The sequence below is a fragment of the Veillonella rodentium genome, from assembly GCF_900187285.1.
GTDB lineage: Bacteria > Bacillota > Negativicutes > Veillonellales > Veillonellaceae > Veillonella > Veillonella rodentium.
The window spans coordinates 1,178,838-1,197,811 of the sequence record NZ_LT906470.1 but is presented as its reverse complement, the minus strand read 5'-3'; the positions used below and the strand labels follow the sequence as shown (position 1 = coordinate 1,197,811).

At 39.7% G+C, this 18,974-nt stretch carries 23 protein-coding genes and 1 pseudogene; all 24 read left to right on the top strand.

The genetic code is table 11. From position 1 onward, the window contains the following. Positions 1–47 precede the first annotated feature (47 nt). A complete protein-coding gene (locus CKV62_RS05440; protein WP_095066050.1) occupies positions 48–2,525 on the top strand; it encodes a glycosyl hydrolase family 28-related protein in 2,478 nt (825 codons plus the stop codon). Further along, the gene (locus tag CKV62_RS05435; protein WP_095066049.1) at positions 2,525–3,007 is read left to right on the top strand and encodes a hypothetical protein; all 483 of its coding nucleotides are present in this window, start codon (positions 2,525–2,527) and stop codon (positions 3,005–3,007) included. Before CKV62_RS05440 ends, CKV62_RS05435 begins: the two co-directional genes overlap by 1 nt. Positions 3,008–3,009: 2 nt before the next feature. Continuing rightward, the gene (locus tag CKV62_RS05430) at positions 3,010–3,555 is read left to right on the top strand and encodes a hypothetical protein (protein WP_095066048.1); all 546 of its coding nucleotides are present in this window, start codon (positions 3,010–3,012) and stop codon (positions 3,553–3,555) included. After that, complete coding sequence (locus CKV62_RS05425) at positions 3,552–3,743, top strand: hypothetical protein (RefSeq protein ID WP_095066047.1); 192 nt, start codon at positions 3,552–3,554, stop codon at positions 3,741–3,743. Before CKV62_RS05430 ends, CKV62_RS05425 begins: the two co-directional genes overlap by 4 nt. A 5-nt stretch (positions 3,744–3,748) precedes the next feature. Next, positions 3,749–4,408, top strand: a complete 660-nt coding sequence (locus tag CKV62_RS05420) for a VgrG-related protein (RefSeq protein WP_095066046.1) — start codon at positions 3,749–3,751, stop codon at positions 4,406–4,408. A 145-nt stretch (positions 4,409–4,553) separates the two neighbouring features. Continuing rightward, a complete protein-coding gene (locus CKV62_RS05415) occupies positions 4,554–4,991 on the top strand; it encodes a hypothetical protein (protein ID WP_231968299.1) in 438 nt (145 codons plus the stop codon). 83 nt (positions 4,992–5,074) lie between these two features. After that, positions 5,075–5,242, top strand: coding sequence for a hypothetical protein (locus CKV62_RS09430; protein WP_157728914.1), 168 nt, complete (start codon positions 5,075–5,077; stop codon positions 5,240–5,242). A 175-nt stretch (positions 5,243–5,417) separates the two neighbouring features. Further along, positions 5,418–5,591 (top strand): annotated as a pseudogene (locus CKV62_RS05410) (competence type IV pilus major pilin ComGC); the annotation flags it as partial. Positions 5,592–5,676: 85 nt separating this feature from the next. Next, on the top strand, positions 5,677–6,231 hold the full coding sequence (locus CKV62_RS05405; protein WP_095066045.1) for a prepilin peptidase: 555 nt from the start codon (positions 5,677–5,679) through the stop codon (positions 6,229–6,231). A 125-nt stretch (positions 6,232–6,356) separates the two neighbouring features. Continuing rightward, the gene (locus CKV62_RS05400) at positions 6,357–6,659 is read left to right on the top strand and encodes a hypothetical protein (RefSeq protein ID WP_231968297.1); all 303 of its coding nucleotides are present in this window, start codon (positions 6,357–6,359) and stop codon (positions 6,657–6,659) included. Continuing rightward, complete coding sequence (locus tag CKV62_RS05395; protein ID WP_231968296.1) at positions 6,595–7,026, top strand: hypothetical protein; 432 nt, start codon at positions 6,595–6,597, stop codon at positions 7,024–7,026. The genes CKV62_RS05400 and CKV62_RS05395 overlap by 65 nt, the downstream gene beginning before the upstream one ends. A gap of 60 nt (positions 7,027–7,086) precedes the next feature. Continuing rightward, the gene (locus tag CKV62_RS05390; RefSeq protein WP_095066042.1) at positions 7,087–7,689 is read left to right on the top strand and encodes a hypothetical protein; all 603 of its coding nucleotides are present in this window, start codon (positions 7,087–7,089) and stop codon (positions 7,687–7,689) included. Then, entirely contained in the window at positions 7,670–8,077 is a 408-nt protein-coding gene (locus tag CKV62_RS05385; RefSeq protein ID WP_095066041.1) for a hypothetical protein, read from the top strand. Before CKV62_RS05390 ends, CKV62_RS05385 begins: the two co-directional genes overlap by 20 nt. Positions 8,078–8,086: 9 nt before the next feature. Then, positions 8,087–8,941 (top strand): hypothetical protein, encoded by an 855-nt coding sequence (locus tag CKV62_RS05380; protein ID WP_095066040.1) that lies wholly within the window; start codon positions 8,087–8,089, stop codon positions 8,939–8,941. Positions 8,942–9,167: 226 nt separating this feature from the next. Further along, positions 9,168–9,503 carry a hypothetical protein gene (locus CKV62_RS09565; RefSeq protein WP_231968295.1) on the top strand — a complete coding sequence of 112 codons (336 nt, stop codon included), beginning with the start codon at positions 9,168–9,170 and terminating at the stop codon, positions 9,501–9,503. 82 nt (positions 9,504–9,585) lie between these two features. Next, positions 9,586–9,885 carry a hypothetical protein gene (locus CKV62_RS09480; protein ID WP_231968294.1) on the top strand — a complete coding sequence of 100 codons (300 nt, stop codon included), beginning with the start codon at positions 9,586–9,588 and terminating at the stop codon, positions 9,883–9,885. Positions 9,886–10,041: 156 nt separating this feature from the next. Further along, on the top strand, positions 10,042–10,740 hold the full coding sequence (locus tag CKV62_RS05365; RefSeq protein WP_095066038.1) for a shikimate kinase: 699 nt from the start codon (positions 10,042–10,044) through the stop codon (positions 10,738–10,740). Further along, positions 10,697–11,611: an ATP-dependent 6-phosphofructokinase gene (locus CKV62_RS05360; RefSeq protein WP_231968409.1), complete on the top strand. Its 915-nt coding sequence runs from the start codon at positions 10,697–10,699 to the stop codon at positions 11,609–11,611. Before CKV62_RS05365 ends, CKV62_RS05360 begins: the two co-directional genes overlap by 44 nt. A 153-nt stretch (positions 11,612–11,764) precedes the next feature. Then, positions 11,765–12,847: an efflux RND transporter periplasmic adaptor subunit gene (locus tag CKV62_RS05355; RefSeq protein WP_095066036.1), complete on the top strand. Its 1,083-nt coding sequence runs from the start codon at positions 11,765–11,767 to the stop codon at positions 12,845–12,847. A gap of 12 nt (positions 12,848–12,859) precedes the next feature. Next, positions 12,860–13,582, top strand: coding sequence for an ABC transporter ATP-binding protein (locus tag CKV62_RS05350; protein ID WP_095066035.1), 723 nt, complete (start codon positions 12,860–12,862; stop codon positions 13,580–13,582). Further along, positions 13,575–14,786 (top strand): ABC transporter permease, encoded by a 1,212-nt coding sequence (locus CKV62_RS05345; protein ID WP_095066034.1) that lies wholly within the window; start codon positions 13,575–13,577, stop codon positions 14,784–14,786. Before CKV62_RS05350 ends, CKV62_RS05345 begins: the two co-directional genes overlap by 8 nt. Positions 14,787–14,968: 182 nt before the next feature. Next, positions 14,969–15,433 carry a PaaI family thioesterase gene (locus CKV62_RS05340; RefSeq protein WP_095066033.1) on the top strand — a complete coding sequence of 155 codons (465 nt, stop codon included), beginning with the start codon at positions 14,969–14,971 and terminating at the stop codon, positions 15,431–15,433. Between the two features lie 36 nt (positions 15,434–15,469). Further along, positions 15,470–16,492: a phenylalanine--tRNA ligase subunit alpha gene (gene pheS / locus CKV62_RS05335; protein WP_095066032.1), complete on the top strand. Its 1,023-nt coding sequence runs from the start codon at positions 15,470–15,472 to the stop codon at positions 16,490–16,492. A 9-nt stretch (positions 16,493–16,501) separates the two neighbouring features. Next, a complete protein-coding gene (gene pheT / locus CKV62_RS05330; RefSeq protein ID WP_095066031.1) occupies positions 16,502–18,946 on the top strand; it encodes a phenylalanine--tRNA ligase subunit beta in 2,445 nt (814 codons plus the stop codon). Positions 18,947–18,974: the final 28 nt, after the last annotated feature.

Sequence of the window (18,974 nt, the reverse complement as noted above, 5' to 3'; positions counted from 1 at the left end):
TCCATAATGGGTAGTCCTATTTATATACATTGAAAGGGGATGTTAAATTGACACCAGAAGTACTAAAACCATCTGTAGTGTATCAATGTGATGGGAGAAATAAGAAGTTTATTTTCCCATATGATTTTGTCCAAATCGAGGATGTTAAATTAACTATAGTTGATGAAGATGGTACAGAGGCGGTACAAGTTGGGAACATCGATTATGATGAAAGCACCAAATCGGTAATTTACCCAGCTAATGGGGATGCACTAGCCGTAGGGCAAAAGGTTATCTTGGAGCGTAAAACACCAATCTCACAAGATATGGACTTGCCTGATGAATACCCATTCGAGAATATCGAACACGCAACGGATAAGATTGTACTTATCTTACAAGAAATGAAAGCTGATTTAGATAGATCACTTAAAATTCGTGTAGATAGTGATAAGAATTCAAATGAAGTTGCGAAAGATATTGTTGAGCGTTCTGTAAAAGCAGCTAATGATGCTATGAATGCTATGAATGTAATTAGCGAAAAGTCAGATAAGATTAACGCTAATGCAGACATAATCAACCGATTAGGTGAAGAAATCAAAGCTATTGCATCTACTGTTGATGATAAATTGGCAACGGCTAATACAGCACTAGATACATCCTCAACTAATGTTGCTACTGCTGAACGATTAGTCAGAGATGCTAAGGCATATGTTGGACAAACAACTGTTGATAAACGAGATATTAATGAGTTAGTTAGTCAAGCACGCACGTTAAAAACAGACATTGATAATAAACAAACATCAATCGCAAGTAACGCAATTAAGGCAACAGATGCGGCGAAACGTGCAGAAATGGCAGCCAGTAAAGCGGAACAAATTGCATTGCCTAATGGCGGTGGTTTAATTACAAAAACCGAAGCCGATACAAAGTTTATTCCTAAGGATAGTTTGTATGGCATTGTATCTGTAAAAGACTTTGGGGCGGTTGGTGATGGTGTGGCTGATGATACCGCAGCATTTAAACGTGCTAACGATAATCTTAAAAATAAGATATTGTTAGTACCTAATGGCATCTACAAAATTAATGAACATCTAACTTTCAATACTGTTGATAGTGTCATGGATATGGGTACATACAACAATGTAAAACCATTTTATCCTACTGAAACACCAATGCTTAAAGGTTCATCTAATATTGCCTTTGTGAAAAATATTCAATACGGCGATGAGGTCAACCAATGTCAAGGTTTTACCTACAACGATAAAAAGAATGTATTCGTGTTAGCTTGTATTAGCGGTGATGGTAACAACCAAATAATCTATGAACTCAATTCATCTACGTTTGAGATTGTAGGAACATACAAATTTAATGACCCTGATAAGATGGGGCATTGTAATACTATGTGCTACAACAAGAACACTAATAAGATTTATCTTGCCAATGGCTTAAAAAATGGTAACAACTTAACAGTACTTAACGCAGATACAATGCAATATGAACGTACTATCACATTGAATGAACGTGTATTTAATATTGGATATGACCCAATCACACGGACTTATGTAAGCATCGTACCTATTAGCGGTCAACAACGCTTACGTGAAATCAATCTATACAACGATGATTTTAAGAAATTAAAAACATATCAAGTCGATTATGAATATGATGATTTTAATAACAATGGTGCATTTATGTTAAATGGCTGCATCATGAGTGCAACGCTTGGTAGCTTGGTAGAATGTACACCATTTGGCACAGTTAAACAGATTATTGAAATCAATAGAACTACTGAAATCGAAGATATAGCTTATTACAACGGAAAATTCTATTTTGCAGTTTTAACAGAAAAACCAAACAAGCGACACCAAGTTGATATTTATGTTGGTGATCCGAACAAAGACTATCAAAACTCTATCAACACCGCACGATTGGCAACGTTTGATTATCTCAAACTAACGGGCGGTACATTAAATGGCGCACTTAAAATGGCTAACAACACCTTAATCGAGGGTTATAAACCTGACGGACATGGTGTTGGTATGGCTAAGGTATCTACTAGCGGTAATGTTGAACTTGGCGATAACTCCGTTAATACGTTTATTAAAGGTAAGGAATTTAAACACTATGATGGTACAGATAGTTTCACAGTACTTACTACCAAACATTACGGAACGGCTATTTATAAGAAAAAGGATGTAGACGATAACTTTGTTAAGAAAACCGAAGTAGACCAGTTAGGTTTTCCATATTCTAAAATTGAAACGGCAACAGATTGGAATACATTCACAGAACAAAGTGCTATTGAGATTAATTTTGATGGCGGTGCTAATAACCCACCACGTAGCCACAAACAAGGTATGTTAATCGTAATGAACTTTGGCAAAGGTGCAATGATTGACCAAACATTCCATGCGTTCAATGGCGAAACATACCACAGAATGTTTATGGCGAATACATGGAAAAGTTGGGGAAGAGTACAAACATCCTTGAATAGCCGATTGAAATTGTGGAGTGCTAATGGTGGAAATGAGGTGTATGTTGAATAATGCCTAACTTAAAAGTTAAGAAAGGAAACGATACACTAACATTTGAACTGACTGATAACTTGCGTGATGTAGGCGATAATCGACTACCAATAGTTATTAATGGGAAAACATATTATGCACGATTAGGGGCGGATAAAACCGCCCTTGTGGTGCAACGTACATCGAATGGTAGCAAGAGTTATGTTCAAACAAGCCCTATTTTATTTACTACTTGGAATTGGCAAAAGTACACAAATGATGTTAGAGGAACTGAAAAAATGTTTGTGTATTTACCTAAAGGAAGATATAGAGCCACAGTAAGCGCAAGTCGTAATGAAAGTAATGAGTTTAGCGTTGCTACATCAAAAGACATTGAGGTTAATGTGTTTACTGTAGCAAGTTTCCCTAATCAAAAAGCTATATTTAATGTTGATGGATGGAGAAAAGAAATATTAACTAGCGATAGTAAACTAACCATTAAGATAGAACGAATTGGAGAGTAAGTATGATTGAAGTTTTTCTTCCACCATTTATGGTAGAGGTTTTTAGTGTGAGTGAGGCGGTGAGAATATCACTAGCCATATTTACAAGTGTTGTATTGGTTTTTGTTGATACGTTCTTACGTGTCTTAGTCGAGGCACGTAATTTTAATTTGGCTACTAATAGAGAATTAACCATTAAGAATATGTTCCTTGCAATCATATGGCGAGGATGGGCAAGCGTTGAAGTCGATGGACACCAACGCAGATTTCTAGTAAGCGGAAAGCTACGAGCAGATATGACTAAAAAGCTAGTTAAATCTTATCCGTGGTTATTCCTCTTATCTTTCATTCTCTTAACCTTGCCTGATGTGGATATTCCTATGTTATGTCGCATTGATGTGTTTCTATCTACATTGATGTATCTAGTACCAATCATGGTTGAATTAGCATCGATTGTAGAGAATATGATTGAACTTGAATTTGTAGAAAGTGCATGGTTTCAACGTGCAATGAGTTTGGTTAAAGAGTTGATAGCGTTCGTAAAATCAATAAAGGATGCGATTAAATGAAGATTAATTATGAGGACACTATAACCTTAGTGGCACTTGCAGCCGCATTAATCATGACTATTTATCTTGAACAAAAAGACTTGGCAAGTGTAATAGTTGGTGTATTAGGTGGATATATCGGTGCTACAGGTGGTGTTAAGCGTTCCCAATATATGAATGGGGGCAGCAATGACAAAGAAAAGGAGTAATTAAAATGGCTGAATTAGGACAGTTAAGTGCTGAGTATGAAAGTAATGGAGATCCAGCGTGTGTATCTAGTGGCATCAATGATGCTGGCGGTATCTCTTATGGAACATATCAACTAGCAAGTAATTGTGGTAGTGTTGATGCGTTCCTTGGTTGGGGTTTAAAACAAGGTGGTTTTTATACTGACTATGCAAGAGCCTTGATTGATAGTGGTGAAATCAATTCTGATGGTTTCATTGCTAAGTGGCAAGAGTTAGGTACAGTTGATGCGGTAGGCTTTGAAAAGATGCAACACGATTATATTAAGTCCGCATACTACGATGTAGCGTGTGAGTATCTAAGACAAAATCTTTTTAATGTAGAAAAACATTCTGATGCATTAAAGGATGTTATATGGAGCAGAGCGGTACAATATGGTACTGGCGAAATCGTTAATATGTTCAATGATGCATTAAAGCTAATGGAAAAGGCATTGAATATTGAACTGCCTAACTTATCCTACATCGATGATAAGCGTTTTGATTATGACATTATCGCTGGCATTTATGATACGTGTATGAGCCTTGAATGGAATAGTAGTGCATTAAGAGATAGCCTAAACAATAGATTTGCTGATGAGAAATTCAAAGCGTTAAAAATGCTAATGAAAGAGGTTGAGGGGGTGTAGGTGAATGTTTTATCTACATAAGGTACTAACTTATCTAAAAACACATAAACGCACCATACAGGTCATAATTCCGATGCTAGTATTCATACTCATTTGTATGGGATGCTATCATCTGTATAAACAGAAACAGATTGAAAAGCCTGTTGTGATTACACAGCAACAATCTAAATCACCTACAGAATTGTCAAAAGCAATTCATGTAACGGAACAACAAGCACAAGAAGTTATTTCCATAAAGGAAAGAACTCAACCAGTAGCGACATACTACACGCAAGCGCCTACAGTTGAAGTTGCTGCAGAAAAGGTGAAACAGGATATTGCACATAGCAACCCTAACTTACCTAAAGTGGCCACAGAAAAATCTGATAGAACCGCAGTAGTGGCCAACACAGACGAGCAAAAAGTCGATGTGTATAAGATTAACCTAAACAAAGAACATAAAATAAAAGCTGGTGTTACTGTGATTGATAAGAAAATGTATGAAACTATCGGTTATCAAGCTGGTAGAGTTGAGATGCTAGGGCATTTTGAGGGAACACAATTTAAAGGTGGTAGTGTACTTTATACAGTAAAGGCATGGTGATCTAATCTATCTCCGAGTTGCACGGCTTGCAACAATCAACTGTTAGTTGACAGTTGGGATGTATTGGATGAAAGGAAAATATTATGGCACAAGTATTTACATTCGAGGGAAAAACACATCAATTCACAGAAGATATTCAACCTAACCAAGAGGGGTTATATATGGCAACCTTGGTAGACCAAAACAACGTGCGTTGTGAAATGTGGTTTGTTAATGGCAAGTTGCACCGCTTAGTAGAATTAGATAAATAAAACAAATTGAGGGTAGCGTAATTGCTACCCTCTTTTTTATTTGCCGTCAAAAATTCGTCAAAAAATGAATTTTAAATATTGTGTTTTGTGTAAGTGGTTTTAATAAACCACGATATAAAACTTTGATTATTACAACATATTTTGAAATATGAAATAAATTAAAGAGATATAACCTTTTATGATCGATAAGAACATAGAGACACCGCCGACTGTTGAAAGTCTATATAAGGAAGGGTATTTAACGGAACATGTAAAAACATCAAAAGGTAAGGAATATACCATCAGTTATGAACAGGTAAGCGGTAATACAGGTAAATCTGTCGTCGTTACGGCTCCAAACACACCATGATAGATGGCTGAAATTGTAAAGACGATTGTATGTTGTTAAGTTTCAATAATGTGTAAGTTTGTATTTGTCTGATAAGGATAAGCTTATGAAAGGGACACAGTATATTATCGCTTTAGTTATATATGTAGCATCCATAATGCTCCCTCTATGGTTTTGTACGCAGGCAGTATCTTATATTCACGTTGCTTTATATGCAGTGTTTTCACTCATACTCTTAGCAGGTGCTACCATCGATATGCATTACTATATATTGCCTGATGAAGGTGTAGTTATTCTTTCCATAGGAGGATGTATATACAGCTATATAAATGATTATAGTTTAGCGAATGTTTTTACAGGTGTTTGTGTAGTTGGCCTCATTACATTTCTCATACGCTATATCAGTCACAAGGGATTTGGTCTAGGTGATGTAAAGTGGTTTTGTGCTATCGCTACATGGTTGACACCGTGGGAATTAATCTGTTTCTTCTACATAGCGTTTTGCTCAGGTTCACTCTATCTCTTACTGAGCGGCTATAAGAAACGATATATACCGTTTGGTCCCTTTCTATGCTTTGGCGGCTGGTGTGCATTACACGGTGGAAGTTATATGGAGATATTGTATAGATGGATACTCGTCAGCTTAAAGGTCCTAGGGTAGGTGCTCTACTTGCGGAGTGGGTTATTACCGTCGGTTTAGTAATACTCATTGTCACGCTAACTATGCCTATGATAACGACACCATCTCGTTATACTCTTAATGGAGCTACACAAGAGGTCGTATGTATGATTAAAAAGGTACAGTTATGGTCTATGTTGGGGCATAAGTCCAATCGCTTGGGTCACATGACATTTGTGCTGCATAAGAATAAATATACCATTGCGGAAGATGTGTATCATCATACCGTTGATATACAGTTGCCAACGTCAATTGAAAGTCAAAGGTCCTTGACGACGATTTCCTTTTCTGCTTTCGGTTTACCGTATGATGAGACGGAAATAGTTTTATTAGATAAGGAAAGTGGTGAGAAAAATCGTATCTGGATATCTGTACAAACGGGGCGTATACGGTGGGAGGAAATTCACTGACGCGGGTTTTCTATATGGAGATGCACTTGCATCAGCCATGATTATCCTATTTATTCTGCCCGTCGTATTGTCCGTGTTCTGGTTGGCAAGTCTTTCTGTTCAACGGGCTTATTATTGGGATCATATTTTGCAAGATACTCTTACATATTTGGAAGAAGCTAAGTGTGAATATTATAAAACGGGACATGTTACCGCCGGAGATTATCCGTCACAGTTTGTTATCGGTAACGGTATGAACATAACTTTCAGAAAAGGTGCTGCACTTATTAATACAAAAGGGGTTCCTATGCAGCATATAACCGTACAGGCGTTAGATAACGGGCACATTGTTTATACATTGTGTACGGATATTGAACATCGAAAGTAAGCGTATAACCTATGAGTAGTATGGGTATGATAAATAGGCATTCTATTTTGGGCAGGATATATGAATTGTAAGTATTATGAGAAGGGTCTTAAGAAAAATAAACAAGCAGGCTTTATTTTATACTCGACTGTTATCAGTATAACCATCTCTACAATTATATTGTCGATTCTGTTGAGCGTTATATTTTATGCCGTCATGTGGGATGCCAAGCTGCTCGATAGCGTGTCGATGATGGAGGATGGTCGTTATACACGGCGTGTGGTAGTAGCCCATATAATGTGGAATAAGTTTCCTGTAACGGTTGAGGATGCTAATCAAAGCCTCATGATTCATGATAATAAAAGAACTACATTCACTATTCGTCGACATGCATTGTATCGTAAATTAACTGATGGCAGTTTGCAACCTGTCAGCGGCAGTCGCATTATCGGAACTGCGGATAAAAGACATTTAGATTATACGCGGAATAAGGGATTTGCGATGGATGAGTACGGTGTGGTTCATTTACATTGGTTTATTAATAATAGGTTTGCTAAAGAGAAGTCATATACCGAGGGATATGGCGGTATAGCCGGTTATGAAGTGGCTATAGGTCGAGGGACGCTATTTAATTGGTATATACATGATGAGAATGAGGGCGATAGTGAACACACAGACTTATAATGCGGGATTCATTACATATGTGGCTATACTATCGATGACTTTTTTGTTACTGGTGGCTTTTACCGGGCTTCATATATGTCAAATATGTGAAAGTAATACAATGGATGAATTACATCTTGAAGAGGCTCATTATGCTGCTGAACGGGGAGCGCACTGGTTTGTCGGCTATTGTAAATCCGGGAATGGATGGGATTTTAATGAACCGCTAGTGATTGTTGATGATAAGGATTGCACAATTTATATTGAGGCCGATAAGCGTAAAGATATACCACGACATGTAATCAGTTACGGCAAGATAAAATCATATGAAATTAGCAGCCGTATTCATATGTATGTTACGGTTGATACAAATCATCATATGCATGTAGTTTCTATGAAACCATATTGAGGAGAACATATGAAAGAAAAGAAAAAGGTCCATGCAGGACTATGTGTAACCGATGAGAGAATCGTCGGTGTAACGGCACATATTGAAAATAAAACCATGGTAATTATCGATGCACTTGAAATGAAACGAACCGGTTCCATTGATGAAGATGTAGCAAAATTTATTGAAACTTATGATTTAGATGACGGAGCGTATAGTATTGTCGCGGATATAAAGACACAAATGCATATGGCTGCTTATGATCCGCATGATTTTGATGTGAAAGAATTTATTAAATGGAATGTGGACGACTATTTTGATTTTGACGGAGATTGCTTTCAAATGGATGCATGTCGTCGAGAATATCCGCGACATAATTACTACATGTTCATGGTAGCTGTTGATCGTCATGATTTGGAGTTGTTGAAGCAGGGGATACGGAATACGTATGCACCGGTAGATGTTATTGATGGTTGGCCTATACCGATATGTTACAGTTATATGCAACGCAGTGGAATCATAACCGGGATTGTAGAGCCGGAAGGAATGCATTTATGGGCTTGGTGGAAGGATGTATCTGTACAGGATCTTATCGTTCCTATAACGGAATCAGATATAAAAGAGGCTATTATAAGACTAGAGGAGAAATTACAGCAGTTCGGTATAGATGAAATTAAAGGGGTTCATTTTTATGGAACCGAAGAACTTACTACGAAGGAACACTGTGAATTGAATTCTATTGTAGATATGTATGGCGACATAGAATATATTCCTCTGCTATTGTTAGGTCGTGGTCGGAATCGATGCCAGATCGGATGTCTTGATTGGGATATGGCCATAGGCATGGCGGCAAGGGGGTTAAAGTGGATTGGTCAGGGATGGTAATAATGGATTAATCAATCTTATGCCCCGCTCTTTGCAATGGCACGGTTTTTGGCATAGGTATCGATATTTAGGGTATATATTAAGTGTTGTATTTTTCCTGTTGGGCTGTATATTAATCTATTTATGTATCACTTCATATCAGTCCTATCGGAATCAGGTAGGTCAGTGGTGTGATGTGAAAAATAATAGACAGTATGTAGACATACGGCAAAAGTATGATACGGTAATGTCTTTGCGTAATCAAATATTGCAACGCGATAAAGGTTTTTCACACAATGCCGTTATAATTTGTATATTAGATCTGGCGATGAATCAAGAAATAAGTTTAAATCATCTTGCGTATAAGAATGGGCATATATCCATTGATGGAGAGGGCATAAGTGATGAACGGTGTCGAGCTTTTTTGGACAGTGTTCAACATCGATTGACGAAAATTGAGTGTCATGGAACAGTTAAAGCGAATAAAGGAAAATATACGTTCCATATGGATGGATCTGAAGGCGAGCACAACGCTGCCGGTGGAGAAAATCATGGGGGCGCTTCTGCTTTGGATAATCCTTAGCGGGGGTTGTCTATATGGGCATATATATTTTTATAATCATCAATATTCCATAGCGAAGCAGATGGAGTTATATACTATAAATATGCAGGTTAAATCTGATTATTTAACCTCTGAAGAGGCCGAGTTATTGATGCGGTTTCAATATGGAGATACGTCTTATGAACAGATATTGGAATCTTTGCGGGGTGAACCCTTAATGATTGTGAGTACGGTGGAACATGAAAAGATGCTGGAACTAACATTGCTGGGCAGTACGGAAAGTCTATTTAATTGGTTAAATTCAGTTGAGAAAGCAGAATCCCAACATCATGTAGAAATAGCAGATATTGAGCGGAAGGGTAATGTTGTATATATGCAATGTATGATAAAGTCCGATAAATAGATACAAAAGTCTTTTTTCATTTGTTTATGTTATTATAATTTTATAGATAATGAATAGAAATAGACCCTGGTGAGTTATATCCGAAGGGTCTATCTTTGTTTTTACATGGAATTATAGTAAAATGAAAGATATGAAATGATAAGGGGCTCACTATACATGATAATTAAACGAAATATTATGCTCATCGGTTCTATGGGAAGTGGAAAAAGTCACTTCGGTCGTAATCTGGCGGAACGAAAAGGCTGGCAATTCGTAGATACCGATCGCGTATTGGAAGATCGTTTTGGCTTGCCCATTGCAGATATTTATAAAAAAATCGGAGAAAAAGCATTTCGCCGTGCTGAAATGGATGTTTTAAAAAAGGTATGTTTATATCATGAAGCGGTGATTTCAGTAGGTGGAAACTTTCCGATAGAACATCGCACGTTAAAGATATTGAAAAAATATTCCTATATCATCGGTATTCGCGCAGCACAATTTCGTATTGTAAGTCGAGTTAATCGCCGTATCGGTAAACGACCGACGATGGATTATACAAATGTGAATTCTTTTGTACATGCCATGATACAATCCTGGAAGCCTGTATATAAACAGTGTGACTATGTATTAGATACGACAAACGGTCGAACCTTTGATTTTATGCAGCGAATTGAAAAGGAGCTCGAAACATCTGCGGTACAATTTAAAGCAAGGCGTCGATCCAAAGATAGTACAATTCCATCAGAAGCTATATCCAAACAAGATATACCACGAGGGGGTAATGGATATGAGAAAAATTGCAATATTAACAAGCGGTGGAGACGCACCGGGAATGAACGCAGCCATTCGGGCCGTTACAAGAAAAGCAATTCATGAAGGGTTTCAAGTGTTCGGCATTGAAAGGGGGTATTTGGGGCTCATACAAGAGGCTATATTCCCTCTACAGGCTCGCGATGTTGGCGGAATTATCACTCAGGGTGGTACAATGCTTAAAACGGCAAGGTATCCTGAGTTTCAAGATGAAGCTTTGCAGGAGAACGCTTATCAAATATTGAAGCGTTATGGTATCGATCATCTGATTGTTATAGGTGGGGACGGTTCCATGCGAGGTGCACAGGGCTTATCAAGACACGGTATGTCAACGATGACAATTCCTTGTACTATTGATAATGATATGGGCGGTACGCAATATACCATCGGATTTGATACGGCACTGAATACTGTTGTTGATGCGGTCGGGCATATCCGCGATACATCGAACTCTCATGAGCGGGTAGCCATTGTGGAGGTCATGGGCCGCAAGGCCGGACATATTGCTTTGCAGTCAGGGATTGCATGTGGCGCTGAAATCGTTCTGGTACCTGAGAACCCGATGCCGCTTCATGAAGTTTGCCGCCATTTGAAGGAAACTCAATTGCGCGGCAAGGAGTATAGCGTTATACTTGTGGCAGAAGGTGCCTATAAAAGTGGCGAAGTAAAAGAATTTATAAAAAATCATACGGAATTTGACCCGAGTTTGACTGTGCTAGGTTATTTACAACGTGGTGGCGGACCCTCCGCATTTGATGCGATTTTAGCCGCCCGTATGAGTGAGGTATGTATTAATACATTGATGAGCGGCGTAGATAATCGTTTAATCGGGTATATTGATGGTCATATTCGTACTATATCTTATAAGGAAGCTGAAAAATTGCAGTTTCCGATTAATGAAGAACAATACACTTTGTTGTCTATTTTAAGTAGTTAATGGCCCGAAGGGGCCATTTTTTATCTCAATAAAATTATATTGTGTAAAAGTCAATAGTACTGTATAATTGATTAAAACCGATAGACATAGCCTGATTGGCTATAGATTCTCATGAATATAATCAGTTCTTCATTTTTCTATAAGGAGATAAGAATGAAAGAATTTTTTAGAAAACATCGCAAACGTATTATTACCGGTGCCGTAGTACTATGTGTACTCGGTGGCGGTGCTTATTACTACATTAACAGCGATGATGCGAGTCAATCACAAAAACTATATACTACGGGTAAAGTTGAAAAAGGTGATGTTAAAACAAGTATTTCCGCAACAGGGACAATTAACCCTGTCAACTATGTAGATGTATCCACAAATGTAGCCGGTAAGCTTGAATCAGTACTGGTTAAGGAAAATGACCAAGTTACAGCCGGTCAGGTTATTGCGTATATTGATACGCGTCAATTACAAGCCACTGTCGACGATGCACGTGCAGCAATGTCAAAGGCTGAACTTGATATGAATCGCTATAAAGCCTTGGTTGACCAGAATGCGATTGCGCAACAGAAATATGATGATTCTGTTACTGATTATGAACGTGCTAAGTCTGTATATGATAAAGCTGTAGCTGATTTGAGTGATGCTACCATTACGGCTCCGATGGCCGGTACCGTTGTGGGTACTCCTTTGAAGGCGGGCCAAACGATCAGTACGGGGATTTCGACACAGATGATTATCGCCACGATTGCTGATTTATCTAATTTAGAAATCTATCTCACAGTGGATGAAACGGATATCGGAAATATTAAAAACGGATCGCGTGTTGAGTTTACAGTCGACTCCAAACCTGGTGAGACTTTCACGGGCTATGTATCTGAAATCGCTAAAGGTACAAAGGGTGAATTGGGCAAAACCAGTACGAGTGTAGTGTACTATATCGTAAAAGTTGCCATACCTCAGGATATAGCGGGTAATTTCTTGCCGACAATGACGGCAAGGGCCACTATTTTCGGTGATGATATAAAGAATACATTAGTTGTTCCTCTAACAGCTGTACGTACCGATAAGCAAGGGGAATATGTATATGTTATTAAAGATGGTCAACCTGTGAGAACAGCTGTATCCACCGGCGTAACCGGAGATACGAATGTACAGATTCTCAAAGGCTTGTCTGAAGGTGACGAAATCATCGTGAGCGGTGATGTGACTGCACCGAAGAGTAATGTAGGCGGACCATTCTAAGAGAAGGTGCTTATGAATCAATCAGTAATTGATATACAAGGGATTACAAAGACCTATGTGAATGGCAAATTATCAGTTCCTGTTTTGCATGGCATTGATTTACTTGTCAATAAGGGCGAGTTTATATCTATCATGGGACCATCTGGTTCCGGTAAATCCACCTTTATGAACATTCTCGGCTGTTTGGATCGCCCTACGACCGGTTCTTATCGTCTTAATGGTGATGAGGTTGCCACCTTATCCGATGATGAACTGGCATTTGTGCGAAATAAACAGATTGGTTTTGTTTTCCAAAGTTTTAATCTGCTAACAAAATTAACGGCTCTTGAAAATGTGGCATTGCCTATGATTTATGCCGGTGTAGGCAAGAAAAATCGAAATGAGAGGGCTTCTTCGCTATTACAATCTGTCGGTCTTGGAGACCGTATGAATCATTTGCCGTCCGAATTATCCGGTGGGCAACGCCAACGTGTTGCCATTGCCCGTGCGTTGGCGAATGACCCTTCAATTATTATGGCCGATGAACCGACAGGGAATCTCGATTCCAAGTCGACCATCGATGTTATGAATATTTTTCGTGGTCTTCATGCCGAAGGGCGAACAATTATTCTCGTAACGCATGAACCGGATATTGCAACGTATGCAAGTCGAAATGTTGTTCTCAAAGATGGAATAATTGTAGAGGATTCGATTAATGCAAATATGACTCCGGTAGAGGAGGTGCCTCATGTATAGAGAAAGTTTCTTAATGGCTTGGGCCTCCTTGGTTGCTAATAAAATGCGGTCTATATTGACCATGTTGGGGATCATCATCGGTGTGGCCGCCGTTATTGCATTGGTATCAATCGGTAACGGTGTAAAACAGAACATTCAAGAGTCTATTTCCAGCTTGGGTTCCAATTTACTGGTAGTTATGCCGGGGGCTGCACGTACTCCGGGGGTTAGACCTTCGGCGGGGTCCATGAAGTCCTTAAAACTATCCGATTATGAAGCGATTGCCAAGTTGGACGGTGTGAAAGCTGTCAGTCCGATGACTAATAATTCGTATGTGGTGATTTATCAGAATAAAAACTGGACCACATCCGTGTCAGGTGTTAACTCGAACTTTCAGGATGTAAATAACTGGTCAATGGCATCCGGTCGTTTTTTCTCCGATAAGAATGTGAAAAATCGTGAACGTGTAGCGGTCGTAGGTCAGACGGTGGTGAAAAATCTATTTGCCGACGAAGATCCTGTCGGACAGGAGATTCGGGTTAAAAATATTCCGTTCCGTGTTATCGGGGTTCTCAATAGTAAAGGGAACGGCTCAATGGGGAATGACCAAGACGATACAATATTAATACCTTATACAACCGCAATGGAACGCGTGGAAGGTGTTGATTATCTACGTATGTTGTATGTTGTAGCTAAGGATGATGACGGTATCGATCGATTACAGGCGGATATAGAAAATTTATTACGTGTTCGTCATAATATTAAGGATACAAATCTAGATGATTTTAATGTTCAAAACATGAAATCTATTATGGAAACAGTAGCTGAGACAACCGGGACATTTACATTGTTCTTAGGTGCTGTAGCGGCGATTTCGCTCGTAGTAGGCGGCATCGGCATTATGAACATCATGCTTGTATCCGTAACGGAACGTACTCGGGAAATCGGTATACGTAAGGCTCTGGGGGCGACGTACAGCGTAATTGTTACACAGTTCTTAATCGAGGCCGTCGTTATCAGTTTGATGGGTGGTCTCATTGGTATTGCTTTCGGTATCGGCGTATCGAAATTGATTGGTACGGCATCCGGCATGCATACGGTTATATCCATTCCGACGATTTTCTTATCCTTCGGCTTCTCCATGGCTATCGGGTTAATCTTCGGTATTTACCCTGCTCGTAAAGCGGCCAAATTGAACCCTATTGATGCATTACATTATGAATAAATGATTTACTGTTTACACGGTAGCTATTCGCATATGGTGCGTTGCGTGATACAATAATTACGTAACGCACCATTTTATATTGACGGAAAAGCTTCAAGTTCCACCAACGAAAGAATGTATATGTGTATTGAGTAGAAATAAATTTTATTTGAAACGTATTGTAAATTAAAATGGAGAATCCTATGGCGACGAGCTTATTAGAATATTTTAACGAACTGCGCGAGCAAAATCCTTTTTCTTGGGTGAAGGATTCGGAGGTTACGGCCGTTGAGGCCGGTCATATCGAAATGACATTACAGACGAATACAACGGAGTACTGTAATTTTAGAGGCCATCTGCATGGCGCAGTCTGCATCGGTTTTGCGGATAGTCTGATGGGTTCATCCTGTTTTACCTTAGGAAAATCCGTGAGTACAATCGATATTAACGGCAATTATGTGAAAGCTGTTACAGGCGGTACCTTATTACGCGGTGTGGCCAATGTGGAACATAATGGTAAAATCACTATGGTTGCGACGGCACGTATTTATAATGAACTCGGGGAACTCGTTCACTTGGCAAGGGGGACATTTTATGTTTTGGAAGAAAAGCCGTTGCCTGATTTACCATGGCGTTTTATTGAAGAAGATAACCCTGATTTGGTATAATGAAATTTGAACTTTGTACTATAGGAGGATGCTTGAATGAAAGAAGAACTACAACGGATTAAGGCTGAAGCCCTTGATGCCATCAAAGGCTTGACAGATCAACGATCGTTGCAAGATATACGCGTTAAATATTTGGGTAAAAAAGGCGAAATAACGGCCTTGTTAAAAGGGCTAGGTAAATTATCTCCGGAAGAACGCCCTAAGGCGGGCGCTCTCGTTAATGCCGTGCGTGAAGAATTAGAGGCTAAAATCGATGCGGTTAAGACCCGTATGGAAGCAGCTGAGCTAAATGCCCGTTTAAAACAAGAACGCATTGATATTACGTTGCCTGGTCGTGCACCGAAATCCGGTCATATTCATCCTTTAACTGCAGTTAATGAGATGATTGAGGACTTCTTTATGAAAATGGGATATACCGTTGAAGAGGGGCCGGAGATTGAACAGGATTACTATAACTTTGAATGCCTTAATTTGCCGAAAGATCATCCTGCACGCGATATGCAGGACTCCTTCTATATTACAGAAAACTTCCTGTTACGTACTCATACCTCTCCGGTACAAGCTCGTACAATGCAACGCCATGAACCGAACAGCCCAATCCGTATGATTGCGCCCGGTAAGGTATATCGTTGGGATTACGATGCGACGCATTCCCCGGTATTCCATCAGGTGGAAGGGCTTATTATCGATGAGCACATTACATTTGCCGACTTGAAAGGGACTCTTGAATCTTTCTTACGTCATATGTATGGTGATGAAACAAAGGTACGCTTCCGTACAAGCTTCTTCCCGTTCACAGAACCATCAGCCGAGGTGGATATTTCCTGTGTTATGTGTGGCGGCGAAGGCTGTCGTGTATGCTCCCATACCGGTTGGCTTGAAATCTTAGGCTGCGGCATGGTTCATCCTGATGTGTTGCGCATGAACGGTTATGATCCTGAAAAGGTCAAAGGCTTTGCCTTTGGTATGGGCGTAGAACGTATTGCTATGCTTTTATACGGCATTAACGATTTACGTCTATTCTTCGAAGATGATGTACGATTCTTGGAACAATTTTAGGAGGAACTCATGAAAGCAAGCTTACAGTGGATGAACGAATACGTGCCTGTGGATATGACTCGTCCTGCCCAGGAATTGGCCGATGAGTTGACACAAGCGGGTATTCCTGTAGAAAATGTCATTGCTATGGATAAGGGCATTAAGAAAATATATACCGGTAAAATCGTTGAGATTACTAAACATCCGGATGCGGATAAATTACAAGTATGCCAAGTAGAATGCCTAACAGAAGACGGTGAACCTGTTACAAAGCAAATCGTAACGGCCGCTACTAATGTTGCGGTAGGTCAAATCGTTCCTGTAGCATATCATAAATCCCGCTTAGCGGACGGTACGGAAATTAAAAAGGGTAAATTACGTGGTGTCGTATCTGAAGGTATGTTCTGTTCCGTTGCAGAATTCGGTATCTCCAGTGACTTAGTGTTACCCGAAGAAGCGCAAGGCATTTACATTTTTCCGGAAAATACGCCAATCGGTCTTGATGTAAAAGACGTATTGGGTCTGAATGATATAGTATATGAATTTGAACTTACCGCAAACCGTGCAGACTGTTTCTCCATGGTCGGCTTATCTCGCGAGTTCGGTTTGATGACAAATCAAAAAGCGTTGTTTCCCGTTATCATGGTAAAGGAAAACGGTGAATCTATCGAAGGTAAAGCTTCTGTATCCATTGAAGCGGATGATCTTTGTACCCGTTTTACATCTCGTATAATTACAAATGTGACCGTTGAACCGTCTCCGTTGTGGATGCAAAACCGCTTGCGCAACAGCGGTATTCGTCCTATCAATAATGTAGTAGACGTTACAAACTACGTTATGTTAGAACTTGGTCAACCTATGCATGCCTATGATTATGATCATGTAAAAGGCCATCAATTAGTGGCGAGACGTGCTAAAAATGGAGAAATTCTAGTTACACTTGACGGCTCTGAACGCGAATTAAACGATTCCATGCTCATTATTGCCGATGCGGAACGTCCGGTAGGTATTGCGGGCATTATGGGCGGTTTTGATAGTGAAGTAACGAATGAAACTACTACGGTCATGTTGGAAGCCGCCGTCTTCAATGGCCCATCTATTCGCCGCACGGCAAAAGTTCTTGGCATGCGTTCCGAGGCATCCGGTCGTTTTGAACGCGGTGTAAATCATAAATATACCGCTTATGCTATCGATAGAGCGGCTCAATTATTACAGCAGATCTGCCCTACCTGTAAAGTAGACATGGGTATAATCGATGTATATAAACACCCTGTAGAACAACATATCGTTACTTTCACAGTAGAACAAATCAACGATTACTTGGGAACCGATATATCAAAAGATGAAATGGTTCGTATTTTGACAGCCCTTGAGTTTGTTATTACCGAGGACGGTGAACAGTTGGCCGCTCTCGTTCCGACATGGCGCGGAGATGTGACCGTGATGCCTGATATTGCGGAGGAAATTGCACGTATTCACGGCTATGATAATATTAAACCGACGATTCCTGTTGCGATATTATCCTCCGGCGGTATGACACCTAAAAAAGCTTTGACCAAAAAGGTGACACATGCATTGGCTGATATGGGGATGACGCAAATTATTACCTTTAGTTTCATGCATAAAGATGGGTTAGCTAATATGATGCTGCCTGAAGGGGATAGTCGTTATACAGCGATTCCTATTTTGAATCCTATTTCTGAAGAATTCCCGTATATGCGTACCACATTGGTGCCGGCTGTTATCGAAGCGGCGCAACGTAATATAGCGCAACAAAACAAGGATCTCTGGTTATTTGAAACTGCAAATGTATATGAACCTGAGGCTTTACCGTTAACCGAAGTTCCTCACGAACGCCCTGTGGCCTGCGGTATCTTGATGGGCAAGATAAACCAAGCTGGTTGGAATCAAGCAGAACGCACTACAGATTTCTATGATGTAAAAGGTATCGTTGACGGTTTATTGGCTAAGCTTGGTGTTAAGAGCCATACTGTTAATCGTGGTACCGAGCCATATTTCCATCCCGGGGTAAGCGCTCAATACGTTGTAGACGGCAAAATGATTGCTCAATACGGTGAATTACATCCACAAGTGAGCAAGAATTTTGACTTGCCCGGCAAAGTATATATGTTTGAAATCGACTTGGAAGCGGTGTTATCATTGTCGATTCCGCCATTCCGTTATACAGCTTTCAGTAAATTCCCGGGAACCAGTCGCGATCTCGCTATTGTGACACCCGTATCCGTATCCAGTGATGATGTGTTATCAATCATTACAGAACATGGTGGGGAATATTTAGAAAGTGCATCTGTCTTTGATGTGTATGAAGGGGAACATATCGAGGACGGTTACCGCAGTCTTGCGTACAATTTGCAATTCCGCTCTATGGACGGCACGCTGAATGATGAGGATATTGATGGTAATATTCAAGCTATTATTGATGCATTAGCAGAAATTAACTGCAGATTACGTTAATCTCAAGCAGTATATTGAAAGGGTTTAC

Excerpts from the sequence above, each read along its gene's own strand:
- CKV62_RS05355 (WP_095066036.1), top strand. The coding sequence starts at position 11,765 with ATGAAAGAATTTTTTAGAAAACATCGCAAACGTATTATTACCGGTGCC.
- CKV62_RS05435 (WP_095066049.1), top strand. The coding sequence starts at position 2,525 with ATGCCTAACTTAAAAGTTAAGAAAGGAAACGATACACTAACATTTGAA.
- CKV62_RS05400 (WP_231968297.1), top strand. The coding sequence starts at position 6,357 with ATGATTAAAAAGGTACAGTTATGGTCTATGTTGGGGCATAAGTCCAAT.
- CKV62_RS05340 (WP_095066033.1), top strand. The coding sequence starts at position 14,969 with ATGGCGACGAGCTTATTAGAATATTTTAACGAACTGCGCGAGCAAAAT.
- CKV62_RS05405 (WP_095066045.1), top strand. The coding sequence starts at position 5,677 with ATGAAAGGGACACAGTATATTATCGCTTTAGTTATATATGTAGCATCC.
- CKV62_RS05360 (WP_231968409.1), top strand. The coding sequence starts at position 10,697 with ATGAACGCAGCCATTCGGGCCGTTACAAGAAAAGCAATTCATGAAGGG.
- CKV62_RS05345 (WP_095066034.1), top strand. The coding sequence starts at position 13,575 with ATGTATAGAGAAAGTTTCTTAATGGCTTGGGCCTCCTTGGTTGCTAAT.
- CKV62_RS05430 (WP_095066048.1), top strand. The coding sequence starts at position 3,010 with ATGATTGAAGTTTTTCTTCCACCATTTATGGTAGAGGTTTTTAGTGTG.
- CKV62_RS05365 (WP_095066038.1), top strand. The coding sequence starts at position 10,042 with ATGATAATTAAACGAAATATTATGCTCATCGGTTCTATGGGAAGTGGA.
- CKV62_RS09430 (WP_157728914.1), top strand. The coding sequence starts at position 5,075 with ATGGCACAAGTATTTACATTCGAGGGAAAAACACATCAATTCACAGAA.
- pheS (WP_095066032.1), top strand. The coding sequence starts at position 15,470 with ATGAAAGAAGAACTACAACGGATTAAGGCTGAAGCCCTTGATGCCATC.
- CKV62_RS09565 (WP_231968295.1), top strand. The coding sequence starts at position 9,168 with ATGTCTTTGCGTAATCAAATATTGCAACGCGATAAAGGTTTTTCACAC.
- CKV62_RS05420 (WP_095066046.1), top strand. The coding sequence starts at position 3,749 with ATGGCTGAATTAGGACAGTTAAGTGCTGAGTATGAAAGTAATGGAGAT.
- CKV62_RS05380 (WP_095066040.1), top strand. The coding sequence starts at position 8,087 with ATGAAAGAAAAGAAAAAGGTCCATGCAGGACTATGTGTAACCGATGAG.
- CKV62_RS09480 (WP_231968294.1), top strand. The coding sequence starts at position 9,586 with ATGCAGGTTAAATCTGATTATTTAACCTCTGAAGAGGCCGAGTTATTG.
- CKV62_RS05390 (WP_095066042.1), top strand. The coding sequence starts at position 7,087 with ATGAATTGTAAGTATTATGAGAAGGGTCTTAAGAAAAATAAACAAGCA.
- CKV62_RS05350 (WP_095066035.1), top strand. The coding sequence starts at position 12,860 with ATGAATCAATCAGTAATTGATATACAAGGGATTACAAAGACCTATGTG.
- CKV62_RS05425 (WP_095066047.1), top strand. The coding sequence starts at position 3,552 with ATGAAGATTAATTATGAGGACACTATAACCTTAGTGGCACTTGCAGCC.
- pheT (WP_095066031.1), top strand. The coding sequence starts at position 16,502 with ATGAAAGCAAGCTTACAGTGGATGAACGAATACGTGCCTGTGGATATG.